This is a genomic window from Allobosea sp. P4_E12 (genome assembly GCF_056401655.1).
Map to the genome: position 1 here is coordinate 20,804 of NZ_JBFUIY010000031.1, position 19,325 is coordinate 40,128.

The following is a 19,325-nucleotide window of genomic DNA, read 5'->3' on the forward strand; positions in this document are numbered from 1 at the left end:
CGGGGCTTAAGCCCTCACTTCTGGCAACAATACCTGCTGAAGCGGTGGGCCGCATCAGGTCGATGATGTCGGATTGGCCTGTCTTGAACTGGCGCGACAACGGAGCTGCGAATAGGGAAGTCTCTGATCGCTTGCTCCCCCTGTGTTGCGTCGCTAAGGCCATCAAAGGCGCTGGTAGAACGTTACACCATACCGGTTGGCAGACAATCTGGATTTAAAGGTGGGGCAAACATATGGTCGGGGTATCGGCAGAAGAGCTTTCGGCTTGGCTTACTGGGAGCCTACTGCCGGCTTGGCTCGCGCGGGCCTATGATCCGAAGCGCCGAGGCTATGCCGAATGGGTTCAGCCTAATGGAAGTATCATTGAAAGTGAGCGGCGCACGACGCTGGTTACGGCGCGAACGCTATACGTCTTCAGCCATGCCCATCTTCTCGGCGTACCCGGGGCGCTCGAAGCGGCGCGCCATGGCCTGTCCTTCCTTCTTAGTGCCTGCCGGGACAGCGATGGCCGGTTCATACATGCCTGCACGACCCAAGGTGAGATCATTGACGGCAAATCCGATTTGTACGATCTCGCCTTCGTCATCTTCGCGCTCGCATGGTGCGCTCGTGCAATCGGAGAATCCGAACCGCTCGACCAAGGGGAAGCGGTGATGCGATTTATCGAGACGGCCCTCGTCTCACCTTCCGGCGGCTTTCGCGAGGATACGCTCGGGACCCTCCCGCGCCGCCAAAACCCGCATATGCACCTGCTCGAAGCCTGCCACGCCATGGCGCAATCGTCCGGCGAAAAGCGCTGGCTTGAGCGCGCCGAGAGGATCGTGTGCCTGATGCAACGGCGCTTCGCCGCGGACGGAACGCTCGGCGAGTTCTTCGACAACGAGTGGAAGCCCTTTGCCGGCGAGCAGGGTCGGATTCGCGAGCCCGGTCATCATTTCGAATGGACCTGGCTGCTCTATCACCACGAGCGCCTGACCGGTTCGGGCACTGCCCGGATGAGCGCACGGCAACTCTTCGCCTTCGGTGAGATGTTCGGCGCTGAAGCCGCCGGCAAGCCGGTGATCAACGAGGTCGATCAAAAAGGCGCGGTGCTCAACGGCGGGGCCCTGCTCTGGCCGCAGACTGAGTATCTCAAGGCGCTGGCGGCACGGCTCGAATTCGAGGACGACAACGAGGCGACAAATCGGCTCAACAGCCATTTGCGCCTGATGTTCGAACGCTTCGTCGACGCGGATACCGGACTGTGGAGCAACCAGATCGATCGCCAAGGCTGGAGGGTGGCCGAGCCGATCCCGGTACGGGTACTCTACCATTTGGTGCTCGCAGTTGCAGATGTCTGCAGGGTGAAGCAGTCGCACAGTGCGAAATCGTGACCACGCGCACTATGTGTCCACCGATGAGAGCCAGCCGGCCCGGGACCGGCACTAAGCCGAGTTTAAGAGTGTTGTATTCGCCGACGGCCCGCAAGCCGAAGAGTAGGCCAAATACATATGAGCGACTTCCACCAGCCGAGAACGCTCGGGCGCAGCCGAGGTGAACGCCAAATATGACGGCGACTTGCCGCTCTCATTTTACAGATTCGTCCTCGAAACCTCGACGGATATCACTTAAGCGCCGGGAACGTGATCAACTTTGCTCTGGCTCGCTGCCTGAGCCGATCCCCCCTTGGGTGGCAACCAGAAGGGGCGCACCTGGCGTCCGCGAGTTTCGGCCGGAAAATCGCATCCATCAGGGCAAAAATGCGAGAACCTGCGGACTGGTGCCGGCTATTCACCGCCATGGCGGGTACCGGCCAGGTCATCGTCGCGACCCATCACCGTCACCTGATTGATATCGCCCGCCGGACGTGTTCCGAGGTCACCGTGCATGAGCTCCCGGGCCAAACTTCGGGCTCCTCACCGCTTACTTAACGAAGTCTCTTCGGATCTCGCCGCCCGTCGCGGGATCAATCACCAGGCGATAGCCGCTCAGGCTAAGCGCCAGAATTCCGGCCTCACTTAGGCTGGTCTCGACAAACGTATCAGGCATGCTCGGTAAAGCTGCCCGCCACAACGCTCGGCCGGTTTTACCTATACAGAGCAAGTTCTCGAAGAGTTTCGTCTTGCTGGAACCGGGCTTTATCAAAATGACGCATGGCGCCCGCCGCGGTTAAGAAGCGGTAAATCGGCATGGGGCGGTAAGGGTGGACGGCGCGGGGATCGGCGCTCCCCGCCTCCCGTAGAGCTCCTGCCTGATCGCTATGGTCGGATGATCTCTGCAATAACCCGCGTGGGCAGTGGGGTTGGACGCGCGATCGCGATGGGCGCACGACGATCCGGCCGCCGCGGGTGCATCATAAGCCTGGTGGACGCGCTCAACCGTCGCCCTGCCATCGTATGCGCCGATGTCGCCGGCCGTTCCGGCCTGATGAGCGCCGACTAGGAGAGGACCTTTACTCGCGTACCGACGCTCATCAGCAAGGTGGTTCAGCCGAAGCTCAGCGGAAACAAGGCGCATCGTCAAGACCATGCGCGACGGGTTCCTGACGGAATTTACCAGCGTCATCAAGGCGGCGGAGTGCGCGGCGGAAGTCCAACAAAAATGCGCTGCGGCTGACCGGGACACGCGTTTCCGGAGGGATCCATGTGGCGACGTCATCGCTCAAGGGGCGACGTCTTCGGTGACGGCGTCAACATCGCGGCGCGTCTTCAGGAAGCTGCCGAACCGGGCGGGATCCCCGTTTCCCGCGCGGTCCGCGGCGCGGATACTGAAGTGGATCGGCGCTGGCCTTGACACAGATCAAAATTGTATGATGCTATTAAAATACGGCGTATTCATATAGAAGACAACATGGCTGTTCGCTCTCTCTCCACCACGCTCAAGACGCTCGCGGTCTGCGATGTCATCGCGGCATCCCCGAAGCCAATGCGACTGCCCGATGTCGTCAAGGCGACAGGCGACCAGCGCGCCGCGGTCTATCAGCGGCTGCGTACTCTGGTGGATGCAGGCTTTCTCGAGCAGACGGTCGAGGGCGCGTTCCGGCTCGCGCTACGCTTTCAGTTCTACGCAGTGCGTGCCCTCGAGCAGGCCAATCTCGGAGAACGGACGACAGAATTGCTTCAGGAGATCGTAGCCGAGAGCGGCGAAACGGCGACGATTTCAGTGCTCGACGGCTATCATGCGGTCATTATCAACCGGGTCGAATCGCATCAGGTACTGCGTGCCGATCTCCGGGTCGGCGCACGCATGGCGCTGGGCGCTAGCGCGTCGGGCTCCGTGCTCGTCGCCTTCGGCTCGCTGGAAATGCGTGAACGGCTGCGCGAGCAGGGCATCGCGCTCCCTGACGACATCGCGCTGGCAGAGGTTCGCGAACGCGGCTTTGCCCTCTTCGCACCGACGGACCCGCAATTCGTCGCCGCGGTTGCTGCACCGGTTTTCGACGCGGCCGGCCAATGCATTGCCGTCATCGCGATCTCCGGCCCGACCACGCGGTTCGATCACGCGAACTGCGCGCCGATTGCGGTCAGCGCGGCGCAACGCTTCAGCGCTCAATTCGGGAATGCATGACATGTCGGCCCTGCCATTCTCCCTCGCCTCCAAGCCCGGTCCCTGGCAGCCGCAGGCGCTGATGCGATCCCCCTCCACGCTCATGCGACCGGAGATATTGGCCGCGATTCAGCCGTCACGGATCAGTGCATCGCGGACCCTGATGGCTCGCGCCTCACATCAGCGCTGGCAGATCACCTGCCAGGATTTCGATATCGACGCGCGCGGTCGAGGCACGGCGCGCTACGGCATCGAGGCCGATGGCTGGCACTTCACCTTCCCAATCTTTTCGTTCGAGCCCTCAGGTCGCGAGCGCACTGGCCGCATCATCGGCCGGTCCTGGGACATGATGGGCGGTTTGATCGAAGGCAAACTTTCGGCCGCTGGCATCGAGCAACTTAGACAGGAACTGCCGAAGCTCTATGAGGGCCGCGCTACCCCGCAGACCTTGACCTGGGCGCGCTCGAACCGCTCGGGACGGCTGTTCGACCTTGCCGTCGACCATCTCGCATCCGGGCAACAGCCGCCCATCGCCGAGCTCGGCCGCACCTGCTACTTCATGCGCAACACCGGCATCGACGGCAACGGCACCTTCGGCACCAAGTCCTTCCTTGCCTTCGCGCCGGACCATCCGCTGCGAGCCTCGCTGCAAGCGCAAATGCTCACCGCCTATATGATGCGCGTCTTTGCCGGCGATCTCGTCCAGCATTTTGCGCGGATGAAGGGCGGCCCGGCGGCAGTGGCGATGCAGCCCGAGTTGCGCCGCTTCCTGGGCGTCGGCAACGGCTCGGCGCTGGGGCTGATGTTCTTCGTCAATAACCATCCTCGCCTGATCGACCGTTGGCTGACGATCCACGAGGAGGCCATCGCCCATGGCCGGTTGCTGCGTGTCGGTCCCGATGCTGCCCCGCTGGTTCAATTGGCGGCGCTGCTCGACAAGGCAATCCTGGCGCGGCGCCAGGATCGGGCCGAATATGAAGCCTTCGCGCCAAGCAGCATCGTCGCTGACGACCTCGCCATCATCCGCCGCGAACTCGGCCAGTTGATCGAGCGCGTGCGCGCCGGCTGCGCCGAGGCGACCCCACTCGTCGACTTCACCGCTTCGCTCGACGGCCGCGTCAATCGCGAGGCCCACGAAACGCTACTGTCTCTCATCATCGAACTCGTGCCCGAAATCGCCGATGGCCTGGCACAAACTCTCGTGATCGATGAGGATCTCGCCGGCCGCCCCGAAATGCCGATCGGACGGCTACAAGAGATCCTGAGGGCCGATTACAGCTGGGCCTTCGATCTCGATCTCGTCTCCGAGCGCTCACAGCGCTACGTCTGGTACAAATCGCGCACGGCCGAGGAGCCGCGTCGTGGACCACGCGAAGAGATCGGCGCGGCTCATAATCTTGGCCTCGATCTGCCGCGCCTCGTCGTTGCACTCGATCGCGATCTCGCTGCCGCCGATCCCCGCCTCAGCGTCGCGCGCTTCCTCATGGCGCACCCATTGCATCGGCAGATCGTGATCCGCATCCAGGCGCTTGCTGGACTGCCCTATCACTCGCCGCATGCCGACATCATGGGCGAGGACTTCGTTCCGGCGCATATCACCCGGCTCTTGAACGTCGGCATCCACGGTATCGACAAGGCCCGCGACTTCCTGAACCGCAATCTGCGCGGCGTGATCTTCCACGGCGCCCCGACCCCCGAAGATCTCGCCTCGGGGAGCGCCGCTTCCCATTGGTTCTATCCCGCGGAGCCTCAGGCATGATGCTATCCGAAACGCTGATCCTGTCCGTGCGCGAACTCCGGCTCATTCTGGAGCGACTGGTTCAGGCCGCCGGCACGCCCGCTGGGCTATTACCCTCCGTGCGCGATTGCGCATTCTATTCCGCCGTGCTGCCGGGGCCAGGTCTGTCTGGCATCGCACAGCAGATAGAGCACGTGCGTGCGAGCGGCGTTGCCCCGCTCGCCGATGTCAGCACTGACGGCGAATTGACGATAGACTGCGGCGGCCAGCATGCCTGGCTGGTGGCCGAGACGCTGCTTGATTTGGCTGTCGAGCGCTTTCGGTTGACCGGCCGGGGGGAGGTTTTGGCGCTCAATCTCACAGAGCCCCCCGAATTGCGCGTCGTATCGGGGCTTGCTGAGCGTTTCGGCCTCGCGGCTATCGTCGAGCCGAAGGGCAACAGTGCCCAAGTGTCATTGATGGACCGCCCCGCGGCGAAGCGCCGTGCCATCGACGTGGTTCGCCATGACGGCCTCTCCGCTGCGGCGTCGAGTTGGTGGCCGCTCTACAAGGCATCGCATGATGCCCTGATGCCCGATTCCTTCGAGAGCCGCCGACATGCTGGCACCGTGCGGGTCGAGGCAGACGGACGCGTCGTTGGTCGCAATGACGAGGACGAGACCGATCTATCGATGCTGACCGCCGATCCGTCCCGGCTTCAGCCCAATCCTGTTTCCTCCGCTTCGTAAAGGCGCGCCCCGATGCTGATAGACGGTTTGCAATGTGGTTTCTTTGACCGCGGCGTATTCGAGGATCTCAAGGCCGGCGGGTTCAGTTGCGTCACACCGACGCTCGGCTTTTGGGAGGGCGCGATCGAGTCCTTTGATTCTGTCGCGAAATGGCGCGATCTCGAGCGCGCCAATGCTGATCTGATGACGATCGTGCGGAAGACGGACGACATTCTCGCGGCCGAGCGCGATGGCAAGGTCGCGATGTTGCTGGGTTACCAGAACACCAATCTGCTCGATGGCCGGATCCGTTATGTCGAGCTCTTCGCCGATCTCGGCGTCAAGGTCTTGCAGCTGACCTACAACAACCAGAACGAGCTCGGCTCTAGCTGCTACGAGACGGTCGATCCTGGCCTTGCACGCTTTGGCCGTGAGGTTGTCCGGGAGATGAACCAGTGCGGCATGCTGATTGATCTCTCACATGTCGGCGACCGGACCACGCTCGATACGATCGAATGGTCGCAGAAGCCGGTCTCGATCACCCATGCCAACCCGGCCTCCGTCTTCCCGCACAAGCGCAACAAGACGGATGCAATCATCAAGGCACTCGCTGAAAAGGGCGGCGTCATCGGCTGCGCAGCCTATCGCAACATAACGCCGGAGCCGGCCTGCGCCAGCGTCGATGCCTGGGCCCAGATGGTGGCGCAGACCGTCGAGATTGCCGGTATCGACCATGTCGGCCTCGGCACCGACTTTAGCCACCATTCCAATCAGGTCTACCTCGACTGGATGCGCTCGGGCCGCTGGACCCGCTCTGTGCAGTACGGCGCCGCCTCGGCGGCCAAGCCCGGCCCCAGTGAGAAGCCGGCCTGGCTCAAAAGGATCAGCGGCCTGTCCGATGTCGGACCGGCGCTGGCGCGGGTCGGTTTCCACGCAGCCGAAGTCGAGAAGATCACCTCCGGCAACTGGCTTCGCCTCTATCGCGCAACGATCGGTTGAGAGGACAGAACCATGGCTAGGACCGTACTGACTCCACCGCGGACCACGCGCCGCGCCCTGCTATCGATGCTTGGGAGCGGCATCGTCGCGATGCCCTTCATCCGGAAAGCCCGCGCCGCCGAGACCCTCTATATCAACACCTGGGGCGGTCCCTGGGAAGAAGCAGCGCGCGCGATACTCTTCAACCCGTTCACGGCGGAGACCGGAATCGAGATCCGCACAATCGCGCCGGTCTCCTTCGCCAAGCTCGCGGCGCAAACGCGGACTGGTATCTATGAATTCGACGTGACGACGCTCGGCGTCGCTGAACTCGGCCGCGCCAATCACGCCAAGCTGATCGACACCTATGACGAGAGCAAGATTCCGGCTTCGTCGCTCTGGCCCGGCGCGGTGACACTGAACGGCATCAACTCCCATGCCTTCGCCAACATCATCGCCTACCGCCGCGATAAAATACCCAATGGCGGCCCAAGGAACTGGGCGGATTTCTGGGACACGACTAAATTTCCGGGTTCGCGCAGCCTGCAGAACTATCCCGCACGCGTGCTTGCCTTCGCATTGATGGCCGATGGCGTCGAGCCTGCGAAACTGTTTCCCTATGATCTCGACCGCGCCTTCAAGTCGCTCGACAGGATCAAGAAAGATGTCCGCGTCTGGTGGAGCCAGAGCCCGCAATCCCAACAATTGCTGCGCGATGGCGAGGTCGAATTGATCGGGATGTGGAACACCAGCGCGCAGACGATGGTCGACCAGAAGCAGCCAATCGAACTCGTCTTCGACCAGGCCGTGATCGATGTCGCGACCTGGGTGGTAGCGCGCGGCTCTCCGAGGGCGAAGAACGCTTGGCGTTTCATCGAGTTTGCCGTGGGGCCAGAGCGGCTCGCGCAGTTCGCGCAGAAGAACAATTACGGCCCGATGAACCCCGCTTCGTTCAAATACCTGTCGCCCGAGGTCATCAGCCATATGCCGACCTCCCCCGAGAACCTGCCGAAATCCGTCATCCTCGATGCCGAGAAGCTACTGCCTCAGCTCGACACAATGGCCAAGCGCTTCGAACAATGGCTCTCGACTTGACCCTATCCTCCCCTGCGCAAGGCCGCGCCTGGAGCGCGGCTGGATGGGGCAAAGCCCTGTTCCGGCCGCCCTTCCTACTCTATGCCCCGGCGACCCTGTTCCTGGCAGTGTTCTTCCTCGCGCCGCTGGGCCTCGTCGTCTGGATGAGCGTGAGCGAACCGACGGTCGGCTTCGACAACTACGCTGAGTTCTTCGCCTCGAAATACGATCTCAACGTCCTCGTGCGCACCTTCCAAACGGCACTGATCGTCACGATCACCAGCCTCGTCTTCGCTTATCCCGTGGCTTACGTCGCGGCCCGAAAGGGTGGCGCAGTCGGCTCCTTCCTACTTGGCATCGTGGCGCTGAGCTTCTGGACGAGTTTTCTTGTGCGAACCTACGCCTGGATGGTGATCCTGGGCGCGCGCGGGCCTGTTGTCGGACTCCTGGTTGCGCTTGGCGTCACCCCGCCGCCGCGTCTGCTCTTCACCACTTTTGCTGCGACCTTCGCCATGGCTCATATGTTGGTACCGTTCATGGTCCTGGCGCTGTACGCCGTCATGAAGCGCATCGACGAGGTCTATATGCGTGCGGCAGCCAGCCTCGGCGCCCGGCCGCTCAAGGCATTCCTGACGGTTTATCTGCCGCAAAGCCTGCCCGGCGTCCTCAATGGTGCGACGCTCGTCTTCATTACCTGCCTCGGCTTCTATGTAACGCCGACGCTGATTGGCAGCCCGCAGGACAAGATGATCGCCGGCCGCATCGGCCAGCAAATCGAGCAGCTTCTCGAATTCGGCGCGGCTTCAGCAACCTCGATGGTCCTGCTCGCTGCGGCGGTGGCGCTCTTCGTGGTCTATGATCGCCTGTTCGGCATCGAAAAGATGTGGAGGTGAGATGTCGCGCTCCACGGTGATCATCGCGGTGGCCGTCGCGATCCTGCTAGCCGGGCCGATGTTCATCGTCGTGCCTATGTCCTTCAGCACCGCGCCATCGCTTGAGTTTCCGCCGCCTGGCTACTGGCTCGGCTACTATCGGCGCTTCTTTTCCGATCCCAACTGGACCGGTCCGGTCTTGAATAGCTTCCTGATCGGGCTCGGCACCATGGTCTTGGCGATGCTGCTCGGCGCTCCCGCTTCCTTCGCGCTAGTGCGCTATCGGTTTCGCCTCCGGGCGCTGTTCCGGCTCATCGTGATGATGCCGTTGATTGTGCCGCATATCGTAATGGCACTGGGCTATTATAGCTATTTCGGTTCGCTCGGGCTGGTCCAGAGCATGACCGGCGTGATCCTCGCCCATGCCTGTCTGTCGATCCCAGTCGTGGTACTGACCTTAACCTCGGCGCTGGTCAATTTCGATCGCCGGCTTGAGAACGCCGCGGCGAATCTTGGCGCCCGGCCGCTGACGACTTTCCGGCTGGTGACCTTTCCGATCTTGCGCCCGGCCTTCTTCGTGGCTGCGCTGTTTGCCTTCATCCATTCCTTCGACGAGGCAGTGATCGCGATCTTTATCTCCGGTCGCGACAGCGCGACCTTGCCTCGCCAGATGTTCAACAGCTTCCAGATGGAAGCCGACCCCGCCATTTCCGCCGCATCCTCGCTGCTGCTGGCTGCCGTTCTGGCCGCGCTCGGTGCGCAGTTCGCCGCCCGGCTCGTGCGTAAGCAACGGCCTGCGCACTCCTGAGACGCTGGAGCCTTCCGATGGAAACCGCCCGTTCGCTGTCGCTGAAATCGGTGACCAAGAGCTATCTGCCAGGGCAAAATGCGGTCGAGGCCATCGACCTCGATGTCGCGCCTGGTGAGTTCATCTCCTTCCTTGGCCCCTCCGGTTCCGGCAAGACGACAACGCTGATGATGATCGCGGGATTTGCGCGTCCGACGCGTGGCGAGATCAGCATCGCCGGGCGCCAGATCGATGCAGTCGAGCCCTACGACCGCAATATCGGGATGGTATTCCAGAATTACGCTCTGTTTCCTCACATGAACGCGGCGCAGAATGTCGGCTTTCCCTTGCGCATGCGTGGCGTCGCCAAGGTGCCGGCGCAAGCCAAGGTTACGGCCGCGCTCGCCATGGTCGGCCTCGCCGAATATGCTGGCCGGGCCCCGGCCGAGCTTTCCGGCGGCCAGCAGCAGCGCGTTGCATTAGCGCGCGCCCTCGTCTTCCAGCCTGACCTCGTTCTGCTCGACGAGCCCCTGGGAGCGCTTGACAAGACTTTGCGGGAACAAATGCAAATGGAGTTGAAGCGCATCCACCGCGAGCTTGGCGTCACGATGGTCTACGTGACCCACGATCAGACCGAGGCAATGGCCATGTCGGACCGCATCGCTGTGTTCAACCGGGGTCGCATTGAGCAGATCGGAACGCCGAGCGAGGTTTACTTCACGCCAAAGACGCGCTTCGTCGCCTCCTTCGTCGGGGATAGCAATCTACTCTCGGGTAAGACACGCGAAAGTGGCCTCGTCGATGTTGCCGGCATCGGCCCGATCGCGACCAGCGCCGAGCACGTCCCGCCTGGCAAAGACGTCAGCATACTCGTCCGCCCTGAAACAATCCGGCTCAGCTCCGAACGTGCGGAACTATCGCCGTTGCGAAATTCAATCACCATCGCGGAGATAGTGAACTATGGCGATAGCGTCCTTGTCCTCGGGCGCAAGGCCGGCCAGGAACTGCGGATCCGGGTCCCCAGCATGGAAATGCCGGACCTGCGCAGGGGCGATGAATGCGACATAGAATGGGCCCCCACCCGCATCCATGTGATCGAGCACTGACGCCCCAACGATCGCTATGTAGCACCGTGTAGCTCGGCTCAGGATCGGATGATCTGCGATCTTTAGGGATGAGAGAGGATGCAGCTGTGCTCATGCCTGTCGTGCGCGAACGAGTTGGCGCGGACACCTCGGCACTGCCTGCTGCCAGAGGGTTTTTGCTGATGGAGAACCGGGATATGAGGCCTTCGTCGTCTGGCATTTGATCTGCCAACAAAGCCAAGATCGAGGGGAGCGCTCGAGGATCGATCGCAGCTTCATTGATTTAGCTACGCGTGTGTCGGGTAAAATACCGCAGGGATCGATCTCCGGCTCCAGGCTGAACTTCGCCTGTACCAATGCATTGGTCCGGATCGCGCTAATTCCGGTCATTGAGAGATCGCCCGGAACATTTATGCGCCATTTGATTTGCGGACTGAAGCCAAAGGGAAAGAGAAGTGACTATTTGTCGCTTCTGACGGAAGCGGATATTCGTTGGATCCTTGGCCGTGCTGCTATGCACGTGAATGCGCTTCGACGAGCGGGATGCTCTTGGTCACGACAAAGGTGTAGTATCGCTCGATCCCGATCGCGGGGTCGAGCAGCCTGTCGATCAGGCGCTGATAGCTGTCAATGTCTGGCACGACCACGCGCATGATGTAGTCGATGCCTCCGCCGGTGGCATCGCAAGCGACGATGGCCGGTTCCCTCGCCACCGCCTCCTCGAAGCGACGGAAATCCGCCTGCTGATGGCTCTTCAGGCTGATCTCGACGATCACCGTGGTGCGTGGCGCCTCCACCCCGAGATCGACGATGGCGGTATAGCCCTTGATCACGCCGGCCTCTTCCATCCGGCGCAACCGTTCCCAGCAGGCCGCCGGCGACAGCGCGACCGTTTCGGCGAGTTTGAGCTTGGTCATGCGGCCGTCACGCTGCAGGGCCGCGACGATCTTGAGATCGATGGGATCGAGCTTCATCTTCGGTGACCGCACGTGCATAATGTCATGAATTCTGCCTCTTAAGAACGAGACAATCCCATGTTCCGTCAAGCCGCGCGGCCTTCCGGCAACAGGCTTTCTCCGGTTGTGGAGAAGGCCGTCGAATGGCACCCGGTCCTGACGAAGCAGAGGGGCGCGACCAAGCATGCCGCGCTGACCGAGCGCATCATCGCCGACATAAGCGCCGGCGTTCTGAAGCCGATGGACCGGATGCCGACCCATCGCGACCTCGCCCGCGAGCTCGGCATCTCCGTCCAGACCGTCAGCCTCAGCTACAAGGAGGCCGAGCGCCTCGGCTATCTCAGCGGCGAGGTCGGGCGCGGGACCTTCGTGAAGAGCCGTGTCACGGAGCAGGCAGGGCGGCTGATGCTCGACCGCAGCCCGACGCAGATCGTCGACCTCTCGATCGTGCGCGGCGTTTATCTCGATGCGCATGAGGCGGCCTCGCGCCAGGTGCTGGCCGCGTTGGCCGAGGGCGACACCAGCGCCTTCATGCGGCCGTGCCGGCCGATCGCGGGCCTCGACCGCCATCGCGAAGCGGCGCGGCTTTGGCTCGGGCCGCTCGGCGTGGAGACATCAGCCGAGCGCATCCTGATCACGAACGGTGCCGCGCACGCGCTCTTCCTGGCGCTCGCCTGCGTGGTCCGCGCCGGCGACCTCGTGCTGACCGAGAACCTGACCGATCATGGCGTCATCGGCCTCGCCAATGTTCTCGGTTTCAGCCTCAGGGGCCTGCCGACCGATGAGGAAGGCGTTCGCCCCGATGCGGTCGAGGCAGCGTGCCGTGCTGGCGGTGTGCGTGCGCTGGTCCTCATCCCGACGCTGAACAATCCGACGAGCCATGTCGCTGGCCCCGAGCGCCGCCGCGCCATTGCCGAGATCGCGCAGCGCCACGGCGTCTTCGTCGTCGAGGACGAGGTCTACAAGCCGCTCATAGCCGAGCCGCTCCCGTCGATCACAGCGATGCTGCCGGATCTCGGTTTTTTCCTCACCAGCTTCACCAAGACGGTGCTGACCGGCCTGCGCGTCGGCTATCTGGTCGTGCCGCCGCAATACTCGATCCGCGCTGCCTCGATCCTGCGCGTGACGAGCTGGAGCGGCACCTATCTGCCAGCCGAGATCGCGACGCGCTGGGTCGAGGACGGTACGGCGGAAAGGCTGCTCGCCGTCCAGCGCGAGGAGGCCAAGGCGCGCCAGCACATCGTGACGGAGACACTCGGGAGCCATGTCGCCTCGAGCCATCCGCTCTCGCTCTGCGCCTGGCTCAAGGTGCCCACGCATTGGACCGAAGACAGCCTGGTGCGCTCGCTCGCCGACCGGCGCGTGGCGGTGACGCCGTCCGATCCCTTCGTGGCCGGCGTCGGCCATGGCGGCGGCATCCGCATCTGCCTTGGTGGGCGGATGAGCCATGAGCTGCTGACCCGGACGCTGACGAGTGTACGCCAGACTTTCGAGCAGCTTCCGCCGGTCTTCGATATCGGCGCGATCGGCTGAGAGCTGCGGCCGCAAACGGCACGGTCTTCTTCGCGTCATTGCCGCGTGCGGGCTGCTCCCGTTATGATTGAATCATTACAATATAATAATTGACATGAAATTTTCTCCCTCGCAGCATGACAAGCGAGAGGGAAATGAAGGTGATCAAACCGCATCTTGCCACTGCCGAAGCAGATCGGCCGGCCGCTCCGCCGGCCTCCCTGGCCTTGCCCGACATCGAAGCCGCAGCGGCGCGTATCGCCGGCCGGGTGGCGCGCACGCCGCTCGTCGCCTCGGCCTTCCTGAGCCGCCTGTGCGGCCAGCCCGTCCATCTAAAGCTCGAAACCCGCCAGCCGATCGGCGCCTTCAAGCTTCGCGGCGCGATGAACGCGGTGCTGGCTTTGGACGAAGATCAGCGCCGGCGCGGGCTCGTGACCGCGTCCACCGGCAATCATGGCCGCGCGGTCGCCTACGCTGCCCGGGAGCTCGGCGTTGCCGCCACGATCTGCATGTCGACGCTGGTGCCGACGAACAAGGTCGAGGCGATCCGCTCGCTCGGCGCCGAGATCCGCATTATCGGCCATTCTCAGGACGATGCGCAGGTCGAAGTCGAGCGTCTGGTCGCCGAGCACGGGTTCACCCCGATCCCGCCCTTCGACGATCCTGACGTCGTTGCCGGCCAGGGCACGATCGGGCTCGAACTGATCGAGGATCTGCCCTCGCTCGCCTGCGCACTGGTCCCGCTCTCGGGCGGCGGGCTCGCGGCCGGCGTCGCGGTGGCAGTCAAGGCACTGCGGCCTTCCGTAAGGATCGTCGGCATCTCGATGGAGCGCGGCGCCGCCATGGCCGCGGCGATCGTKGCGGGCCGGCCGGTCGAGATGGCCGAGGAGGAAACGCTGGCGGATTCACTCGGCGGCGGCATCGGCCTCGCCAATCGGGTCACCTTCGCCCTGTGCCGCGATCTCATCGACGAGGTCGTGCTGCTGAGCGAAGCGGAGATCGCAGCCGGCATCCGTCACGCCGCACGCGAGGAGGGCGAGGTTGTCGAGGGGGCCGGGGCGGTCGGCATCGCCGCCCTGCTCGCCGGCAAGGTCAGCCCGCCAGGCCCGGCGGCGCTCATCGTCTCCGGCCGCAATATCGATGAAGCCGCGCACCGGCGCATCGTCTCGGGAGCCACCGCATGAGCCGTATGCTCGTCCTCACCGAGGCGGAATTGCGCCGCGTCGTCAGGCTCGATGCGAGCGCGGTCGCTTGTGTCGAGGAAGCCTTCGCAGCGCTCGCCACCAAGCCCGTCGCCATGCCGCCGATCCTGCGGCTCGACATTCCCGACTATCGCGGCGAGGTTGACGTGAAGACGGCCTATGTGCCGGGCCTCGACGGTTTCGCGATCAAGGTCAGCCCCGGTTTCTTCGACAATCCCAAGCTCGGCCTGCCCAGCCTCAATGGGCTGATGATCCTGTTCAGCGCCCGCACCGGCCTCGTCGAGGCGCTGCTTCTGGACAATGGCTATCTCACCGATGTGAGGACGGCCGCCGCCGGAGCCGTCGCGGCGCGTCATCTTGCTCGGCCCGATGCTGCGGTCGCCGCGATCTTCGGTGCCGGAATGCAGGCGCGGTTCCAGCTCGAAGCGCTGGCGCTGGTGCGGCCGATCCGCGAGGCGCGGATCTGGGCACGTGATCCGTGCAAAGCCGGTGAGGCCGCGACGGACCTCTCCCGGAAGCTCGGCTTTTCCGTCACCGCCGTGGCTGATCCTCAGGCCGTCGCGCGCGGTGCCGATGTCATCGTCACCACGACGCCGGCGCCACAGCCGATCCTGCTGGCGGACTGGCTCGAGCCCGGCCAGCATATCACCGCGATGGGCTCCGACAGCGAGCACAAGAACGAGATCGATCCGGTCATCTTCGCCCGCGCGACCTATGTTGCCGATCGCCTCAGCCAGACTCGGCGCCTCGGCGAGCTGGCATCTGCGATCCGCGCCGGTCTGGCTACGAGCGACCAGAGCTTCGCCGAGCTCGGCGAGGTCATCGCCGGCAAGCGTCCCGGCCGGTCGCGTACCGACGAGATCACCTTCGCGGACCTGACCGGCACGGGCGTGCAGGACACCGCGATCGCCAATCTTGCCGCCGCCCGCGCCCGCGATGTCGGCGTTGGGCAGACCATCGACACCAGAGCCGAAGCGGGAGACGCCGCGTGACCGTGACCCTGAATTTCACCCGCGAGGAATATGCCGAGCGCCTCGCCAAGGCCCGCGCCGCCATGGAGCGGGCTGGCGTCGAGCTGATGATTGTCACCGACCCGTCCAACATGCATTGGCTCACCGGCTATGACGGCTGGTCGTTCTACGTCCACCAATGCGTGCTCGTGCCGCCGACGGGCGAGCCAATCTGGTATGGCCGCAAGCAGGACGCGAATGGCGCGAAGCGCACCGCCTATCTCGCCCACGACAACATCATCGGCTATCCCGACCACTACGTTCAATCGACCGAGCGCCACCCGATGGATTTGCTCGCGCAGATCATTGCCGAGCGCGGCTGGGACAGGCTTCCGATCGCGGTCGAGATGGACAATTACTACTTCTCCGCGGCGGCCTTCGCCTCGCTGCGGACGCACCTCCCGAACGCCCGTTTCAAGGATGCCGGCGGGTTGGTGAACTGGCAGCGCGCGGTCAAGAGCAAGACCGAGCTCGACTACATGCGCAAGGCCGGCCGCATCGTCGAGCTGATGCACCAGCGCATCGTCGAGGTCGTCGAGCCCGGCATGCGCAAATGCGACCTCGTCGCCGAGATCTACGATGCCGGCATCCGCGGCACGGCCGAGTTCGGCGGCGACTATCCGGCGATCGTGCCGCTGCTGCCTTCGGGCGCCGACGCCTCAGCTCCGCACCTGACTTGGGACGACAAGCCGATGCGATCAGGCGAAGGCACTTTCTTCGAGATCGCCGGCGCCCATAAGCGTTACCACTGCCCACTGTCGCGCACCGTCTTCCTGGGCAAGCCAACCCAGGCTTTCCTCGACGCCGAGAAGGCGACGCTCGAAGGCATGGAAGCCGGCCTCGCCACAGCAAAACCCGGCAACACCTGCGAGGACATCGCCAACGCATTCTTCGCGGTGCTGAAGCGGTACGGCATCATCAAGGACAACCGCACCGGCTACCCGATCGGTCTGTCCTATCCACCCGATTGGGGCGAGCGCACCATGAGCCTCAGGCCCGGCGACCGGACCGAGCTCCAGCCCGGCATGACCTTCCACTTCATGACCGGCCTCTGGCTCGAGGACATGGGGCTCGAGATCACGGAGAGCATCGCGATCACGCAGACCGGCGTCGAGTGCCTGTCGAGCGTGCCACGCCAGCTCTTCGTCAAGGGGTAAGGGCATGTTGATCGCCTCGCCCCGTCCCTCGCCAGTGACGCCTACGATCGATCTATCGGCGAAGGGCGTTCAGCACGGCCATCTGCGTCTGCCCTATAGCCGCGATGACAGCGCCTGGGGCTCGGTGATGATCCCGATCTGCGTCGTTGCGAGCGGGGAGGGGCCGACCGCGCTTTTGACCGGCGCGAACCATGGCGACGAATATGAGGGCCCGGCGGCACTGTTCGAGCTGGCGTGCGCGCTCGACCCGGCGACAATTTCGGGCCGGGTCATCATCCTGCCGGCGCTGAACTACCCCGCCTTCCGCGCGGGGACGCGGACCTCGCCGATCGACAAGGGCAATCTCAACCGCAGTTTTCCGGGCCGCCCGGACGGCAGTGTCACCGAGAAGATCGCCGACTATGTCACGCGCCATCTCGTGCCGCTCGCCGATATCGTGCTCGACTTCCATTCGGGCGGAAAGACGCTCGACTTCCTGCCCTATGCGGCGGCTCATGAGCTGCCGGACAAGGCGCAGGAGGCGCGCTGCTTTGCGGCGGTTGCCGCCTTCTCTGCGCCGTACTCGATGAAGATGCTGGAGATCGACGCCGTCGGCATGCTTGACACCACGGTCGAGGAGATGGGCAAGGTCTTCGTTACGACCGAGCTCGGCGGCGCCGGGACGGCAACTGCCCGCAGCATCGGCATCGCCCGGCGCGGTGCCGGGAACCTGCTCAGGCATGCCGGCATCCTCGCAGGAGCGCCCGAGACGGCGCCGACCCGCTGGCTCGACATGCCCTCCGACGACTGCTTCACCTTCGCGCAGGATGACGGGCTGATCGTCTTCCAGCACGATCTCGGCGAAGCCGTGCGGGCCGGCGAAGTGATCGCCCGGGTTCATCCCGTTGGAAAAACCGGGCTCGCCCCGGCCGAGTACCAGGCTGCCATGGATGGCATCCTCGCCGCCCGTCACATCCCCGGGCTGATCAAGGCGGGCGACTGCCTTTGCGTCCTCGCCGCGCTGCGGGAGGCACCCTGACCCGTTCGGCCGGGCGACCGGCCCAAGCCAAGCCGCCGGCGCGAAGACGCCAGAGAAGCCGAAGCAATCGGCATGCGGAGAAACATCAACCAGAGGAGAATGCAGATGCCGTTTCTGAAGATTGCCGGAATCTCCGCCATGGCTCTCGCCATCGCCCTGTCCGCGGCTGGCGCCACCAGCCTCAAGGACGTCAAGGACCAGGGCTATATCCGCGTCGCGACCGCCAACGAGCTGCCCTATTCCTACATGAAGGATGACGGTACCTCGGCCGGTATCGGCCCCGACGTCGCCAATGCCGTGCTGAAGAAGCTCGGTGTCGCGGAGGCCAACTGGTCCGTCACGCCGTTCGGCACTCTGATCCCCGGCCTCAAGGCCAAGCGCTTCGATTTCGTCGCCGCCGAGCAGAACATCTCGCCGGAGCGGTGCAAGCAGGTCTCCTTCACCGAGCCGAACTCCTCCTATGGCGAGGGTTTGCTGGTGAAGAAGGGCAACCCGAAGAAACTGACGACCTATGCCGATATCGCCAAGGATCCGTCGCTGAAGGTCGCGGTCGTGTCCGGGGCGAACAATATCGACTTCCTGCGCGCCGTCGGCGTCAAGGACAGCCAGGTGATCTTCATCACCGCCAATGCCGACGCGCTCGCCACCGTACAGAGCCGCGCCGACGCCTATGCCGCGACCGAACTCACCGTCGCCTCGCTCGCCAAGGGCCAGGCCAATGTCGAGCAGGTCGCGCCCTTCAGCGACCCTGTGGTCAACGGCAAGCCGGTCCGCAATTTCGGCGGCTTCGCATTCCGGTCCGAAGACAAGGAGCTGCGCGACGCCTTCAACGCCGCCTTGGTCGAGTTCCGCAAGACTGACGATTACAAGAAGATCCTCGGCACTTACGGGCTGTCGGAGGCCAGCATCAAGGCTGCGGCGGAGCGCAAGGTCGAGGACCTCTGCGCCGGCAAGTAAGGCTAGCTGACATCGTTCCGCCCGCCCCGATGGCGGGTGGAGCTCCACACCTGTTAAACGCTTTCGCGGAGCCTACTGGATGGAGTGGCTGTCCTATCTGCCCGCATTGTCGCGCGGCGCCCTCGTCACTGCCGGGATCACCTTGTCGGCGATCGCGATCGGCGCTGTCGCCGCCTTTGCGGCCGGCATCGCCCGCGTCGAGGGCGGGCGCGTGCTGGCGACGATTGCCCTTTGCTACACCGAGCTCTTCCGCGGCACCTCGCTGTTCGTCCAGCTGTTCTGGTTCTACTACGCCCTGCCGCTCTTAGGGATAAGCTTTGAGCCGGTCGCCACCGGTATCCTCGTGCTCTCGCTACATGTCGGCGCCTATGGCTCCGAGATCGTCCGCGGCGCGCTTCAATCGGTCTCCGTCCAGCAGCACGAAGCGGCGCGGGCGCTGAATTTCGGCCGCACCCAGACGCTTCTTCACATCACCTTGCCGCAGGGGCTGGTCGAGATGATGCCGGCCTTCGGCAATCTCGCCATCGAGACCCTGAAACTATCCTCGCTGGTGTCGCTGATCTCGATCGCTGACCTGACCTTCCGGGCGCAATCGATCCGCAACCTCACCCTCGATAGCGCCGGCGTCTACAGCCTGACGCTCGTCGGCTACTTCGCGATGTCGCTGGTGYTGATGTTGATCATGCGGCTGATCGAACGGCTGGTCCGGCGCGGCGCCGCCTTCCCGCGCGCGGCCCATTCGTGAGG

At 63.9% G+C, this 19,325-nt stretch carries 18 protein-coding genes; 16 read left to right on the forward strand and 2 right to left on the reverse strand.

All coding sequences use genetic code 11. From position 1 onward, the window contains the following. The first annotated feature begins 233 nt into the window (after window positions 1-233). Window positions 234-1,373 (forward strand): AGE family epimerase/isomerase, encoded by a 1,140-nt coding sequence (locus tag AC1DW9_RS28455; protein WP_476855245.1) that lies wholly within the window; start codon window positions 234-236, stop codon window positions 1,371-1,373. Between the two features lie 529 nt (window positions 1,374-1,902). Here the strand turns inward: AC1DW9_RS28455 and AC1DW9_RS28460 are convergent. Further along, window positions 1,903-2,124, reverse strand: a complete 222-nt coding sequence (locus AC1DW9_RS28460) for a hypothetical protein (protein ID WP_473965329.1) — start codon at window positions 2,122-2,124, stop codon at window positions 1,903-1,905. Window positions 2,125-2,829: 705 nt separating this feature from the next. Between AC1DW9_RS28460 and AC1DW9_RS28465 the strand changes: the two genes are divergently transcribed. The 8 genes from AC1DW9_RS28465 (at window position 2,830) to AC1DW9_RS28500 (ending at window position 10,787) form a co-directional block, all read left to right on the forward strand. Then, the gene (locus AC1DW9_RS28465; protein ID WP_441480493.1) at window positions 2,830-3,546 is read left to right on the forward strand and encodes an IclR family transcriptional regulator; all 717 of its coding nucleotides are present in this window, start codon (window positions 2,830-2,832) and stop codon (window positions 3,544-3,546) included. Between the two features lie 142 nt (window positions 3,547-3,688). Then, window positions 3,689-5,284: a hypothetical protein gene (locus tag AC1DW9_RS28470; protein WP_441492600.1), complete on the forward strand. Its 1,596-nt coding sequence runs from the start codon at window positions 3,689-3,691 to the stop codon at window positions 5,282-5,284. Beyond that, window positions 5,281-5,991: a hypothetical protein gene (locus AC1DW9_RS28475; RefSeq protein WP_441508099.1), complete on the forward strand. Its 711-nt coding sequence runs from the start codon at window positions 5,281-5,283 to the stop codon at window positions 5,989-5,991. The genes AC1DW9_RS28470 and AC1DW9_RS28475 overlap by 4 nt, the downstream gene beginning before the upstream one ends. Before the next feature lie 12 nt (window positions 5,992-6,003). After that, window positions 6,004-6,969: a dipeptidase gene (locus tag AC1DW9_RS28480; protein ID WP_441508098.1), complete on the forward strand. Its 966-nt coding sequence runs from the start codon at window positions 6,004-6,006 to the stop codon at window positions 6,967-6,969. Between the two features lie 12 nt (window positions 6,970-6,981). Beyond that, window positions 6,982-8,043, forward strand: a complete 1,062-nt coding sequence (locus AC1DW9_RS28485) for an ABC transporter substrate-binding protein (RefSeq protein ID WP_441508097.1) — start codon at window positions 6,982-6,984, stop codon at window positions 8,041-8,043. After that, a complete protein-coding gene (locus AC1DW9_RS28490) occupies window positions 8,040-8,915 on the forward strand; it encodes an ABC transporter permease (RefSeq protein WP_441508096.1) in 876 nt (291 codons plus the stop codon). The genes AC1DW9_RS28485 and AC1DW9_RS28490 overlap by 4 nt, the downstream gene beginning before the upstream one ends. Before the next feature lies 1 nt (window position 8,916). Continuing rightward, entirely contained in the window at window positions 8,917-9,702 is a 786-nt protein-coding gene (locus tag AC1DW9_RS28495; protein ID WP_441508095.1) for an ABC transporter permease, read from the forward strand. Between the two features lie 17 nt (window positions 9,703-9,719). Beyond that, complete coding sequence (locus tag AC1DW9_RS28500) at window positions 9,720-10,787, forward strand: ABC transporter ATP-binding protein (protein WP_441492594.1); 1,068 nt, start codon at window positions 9,720-9,722, stop codon at window positions 10,785-10,787. A 491-nt stretch (window positions 10,788-11,278) separates the two neighbouring features. On the opposite strand, the gene AC1DW9_RS28505 is transcribed toward AC1DW9_RS28500, so the two are convergent. Next, on the reverse strand, window positions 11,279-11,740 hold the full coding sequence (locus AC1DW9_RS28505; protein WP_441480485.1) for an Lrp/AsnC family transcriptional regulator: 462 nt from the start codon (window positions 11,738-11,740) through the stop codon (window positions 11,279-11,281). Between the two features lie 60 nt (window positions 11,741-11,800). On the opposite strand from AC1DW9_RS28505, the gene ehuR reads away from it, so the two are divergent. From ehuR to ehuC, 7 genes are all read left to right on the forward strand, one after another. After that, complete coding sequence (gene ehuR, locus AC1DW9_RS28510) at window positions 11,801-13,255, forward strand: MocR-like ectoine utilization transcription factor EhuR (protein ID WP_476776770.1); 1,455 nt, start codon at window positions 11,801-11,803, stop codon at window positions 13,253-13,255. 134 nt (window positions 13,256-13,389) lie between these two features. Continuing rightward, entirely contained in the window at window positions 13,390-14,418 is a 1,029-nt protein-coding gene (eutB, locus tag AC1DW9_RS28515) for a hydroxyectoine utilization dehydratase EutB (RefSeq protein WP_441508093.1), read from the forward strand. Continuing rightward, window positions 14,415-15,428, forward strand: a complete 1,014-nt coding sequence (gene eutC, locus AC1DW9_RS28520) for an ectoine utilization protein EutC (protein ID WP_441508092.1) — start codon at window positions 14,415-14,417, stop codon at window positions 15,426-15,428. Before eutB ends, eutC begins: the two co-directional genes overlap by 4 nt. Next, window positions 15,425-16,603 carry an ectoine hydrolase DoeA gene (gene doeA / locus AC1DW9_RS28525; RefSeq protein WP_441508091.1) on the forward strand — a complete coding sequence of 393 codons (1,179 nt, stop codon included), beginning with the start codon at window positions 15,425-15,427 and terminating at the stop codon, window positions 16,601-16,603. The genes eutC and doeA overlap by 4 nt, the downstream gene beginning before the upstream one ends. A 4-nt stretch (window positions 16,604-16,607) precedes the next feature. Further along, window positions 16,608-17,621 carry a N(2)-acetyl-L-2,4-diaminobutanoate deacetylase DoeB gene (doeB, locus tag AC1DW9_RS28530; RefSeq protein ID WP_441508090.1) on the forward strand — a complete coding sequence of 338 codons (1,014 nt, stop codon included), beginning with the start codon at window positions 16,608-16,610 and terminating at the stop codon, window positions 17,619-17,621. 105 nt (window positions 17,622-17,726) lie between these two features. Continuing rightward, window positions 17,727-18,578 carry an ectoine/hydroxyectoine ABC transporter substrate-binding protein EhuB gene (gene ehuB, locus AC1DW9_RS28535; protein WP_441480479.1) on the forward strand — a complete coding sequence of 284 codons (852 nt, stop codon included), beginning with the start codon at window positions 17,727-17,729 and terminating at the stop codon, window positions 18,576-18,578. A gap of 79 nt (window positions 18,579-18,657) precedes the next feature. Continuing rightward, window positions 18,658-19,323, forward strand: a complete 666-nt coding sequence (gene ehuC, locus AC1DW9_RS28540; RefSeq protein WP_441480478.1) for an ectoine/hydroxyectoine ABC transporter permease subunit EhuC — start codon at window positions 18,658-18,660, stop codon at window positions 19,321-19,323. Window positions 19,324-19,325 lie beyond the last annotated feature (2 nt).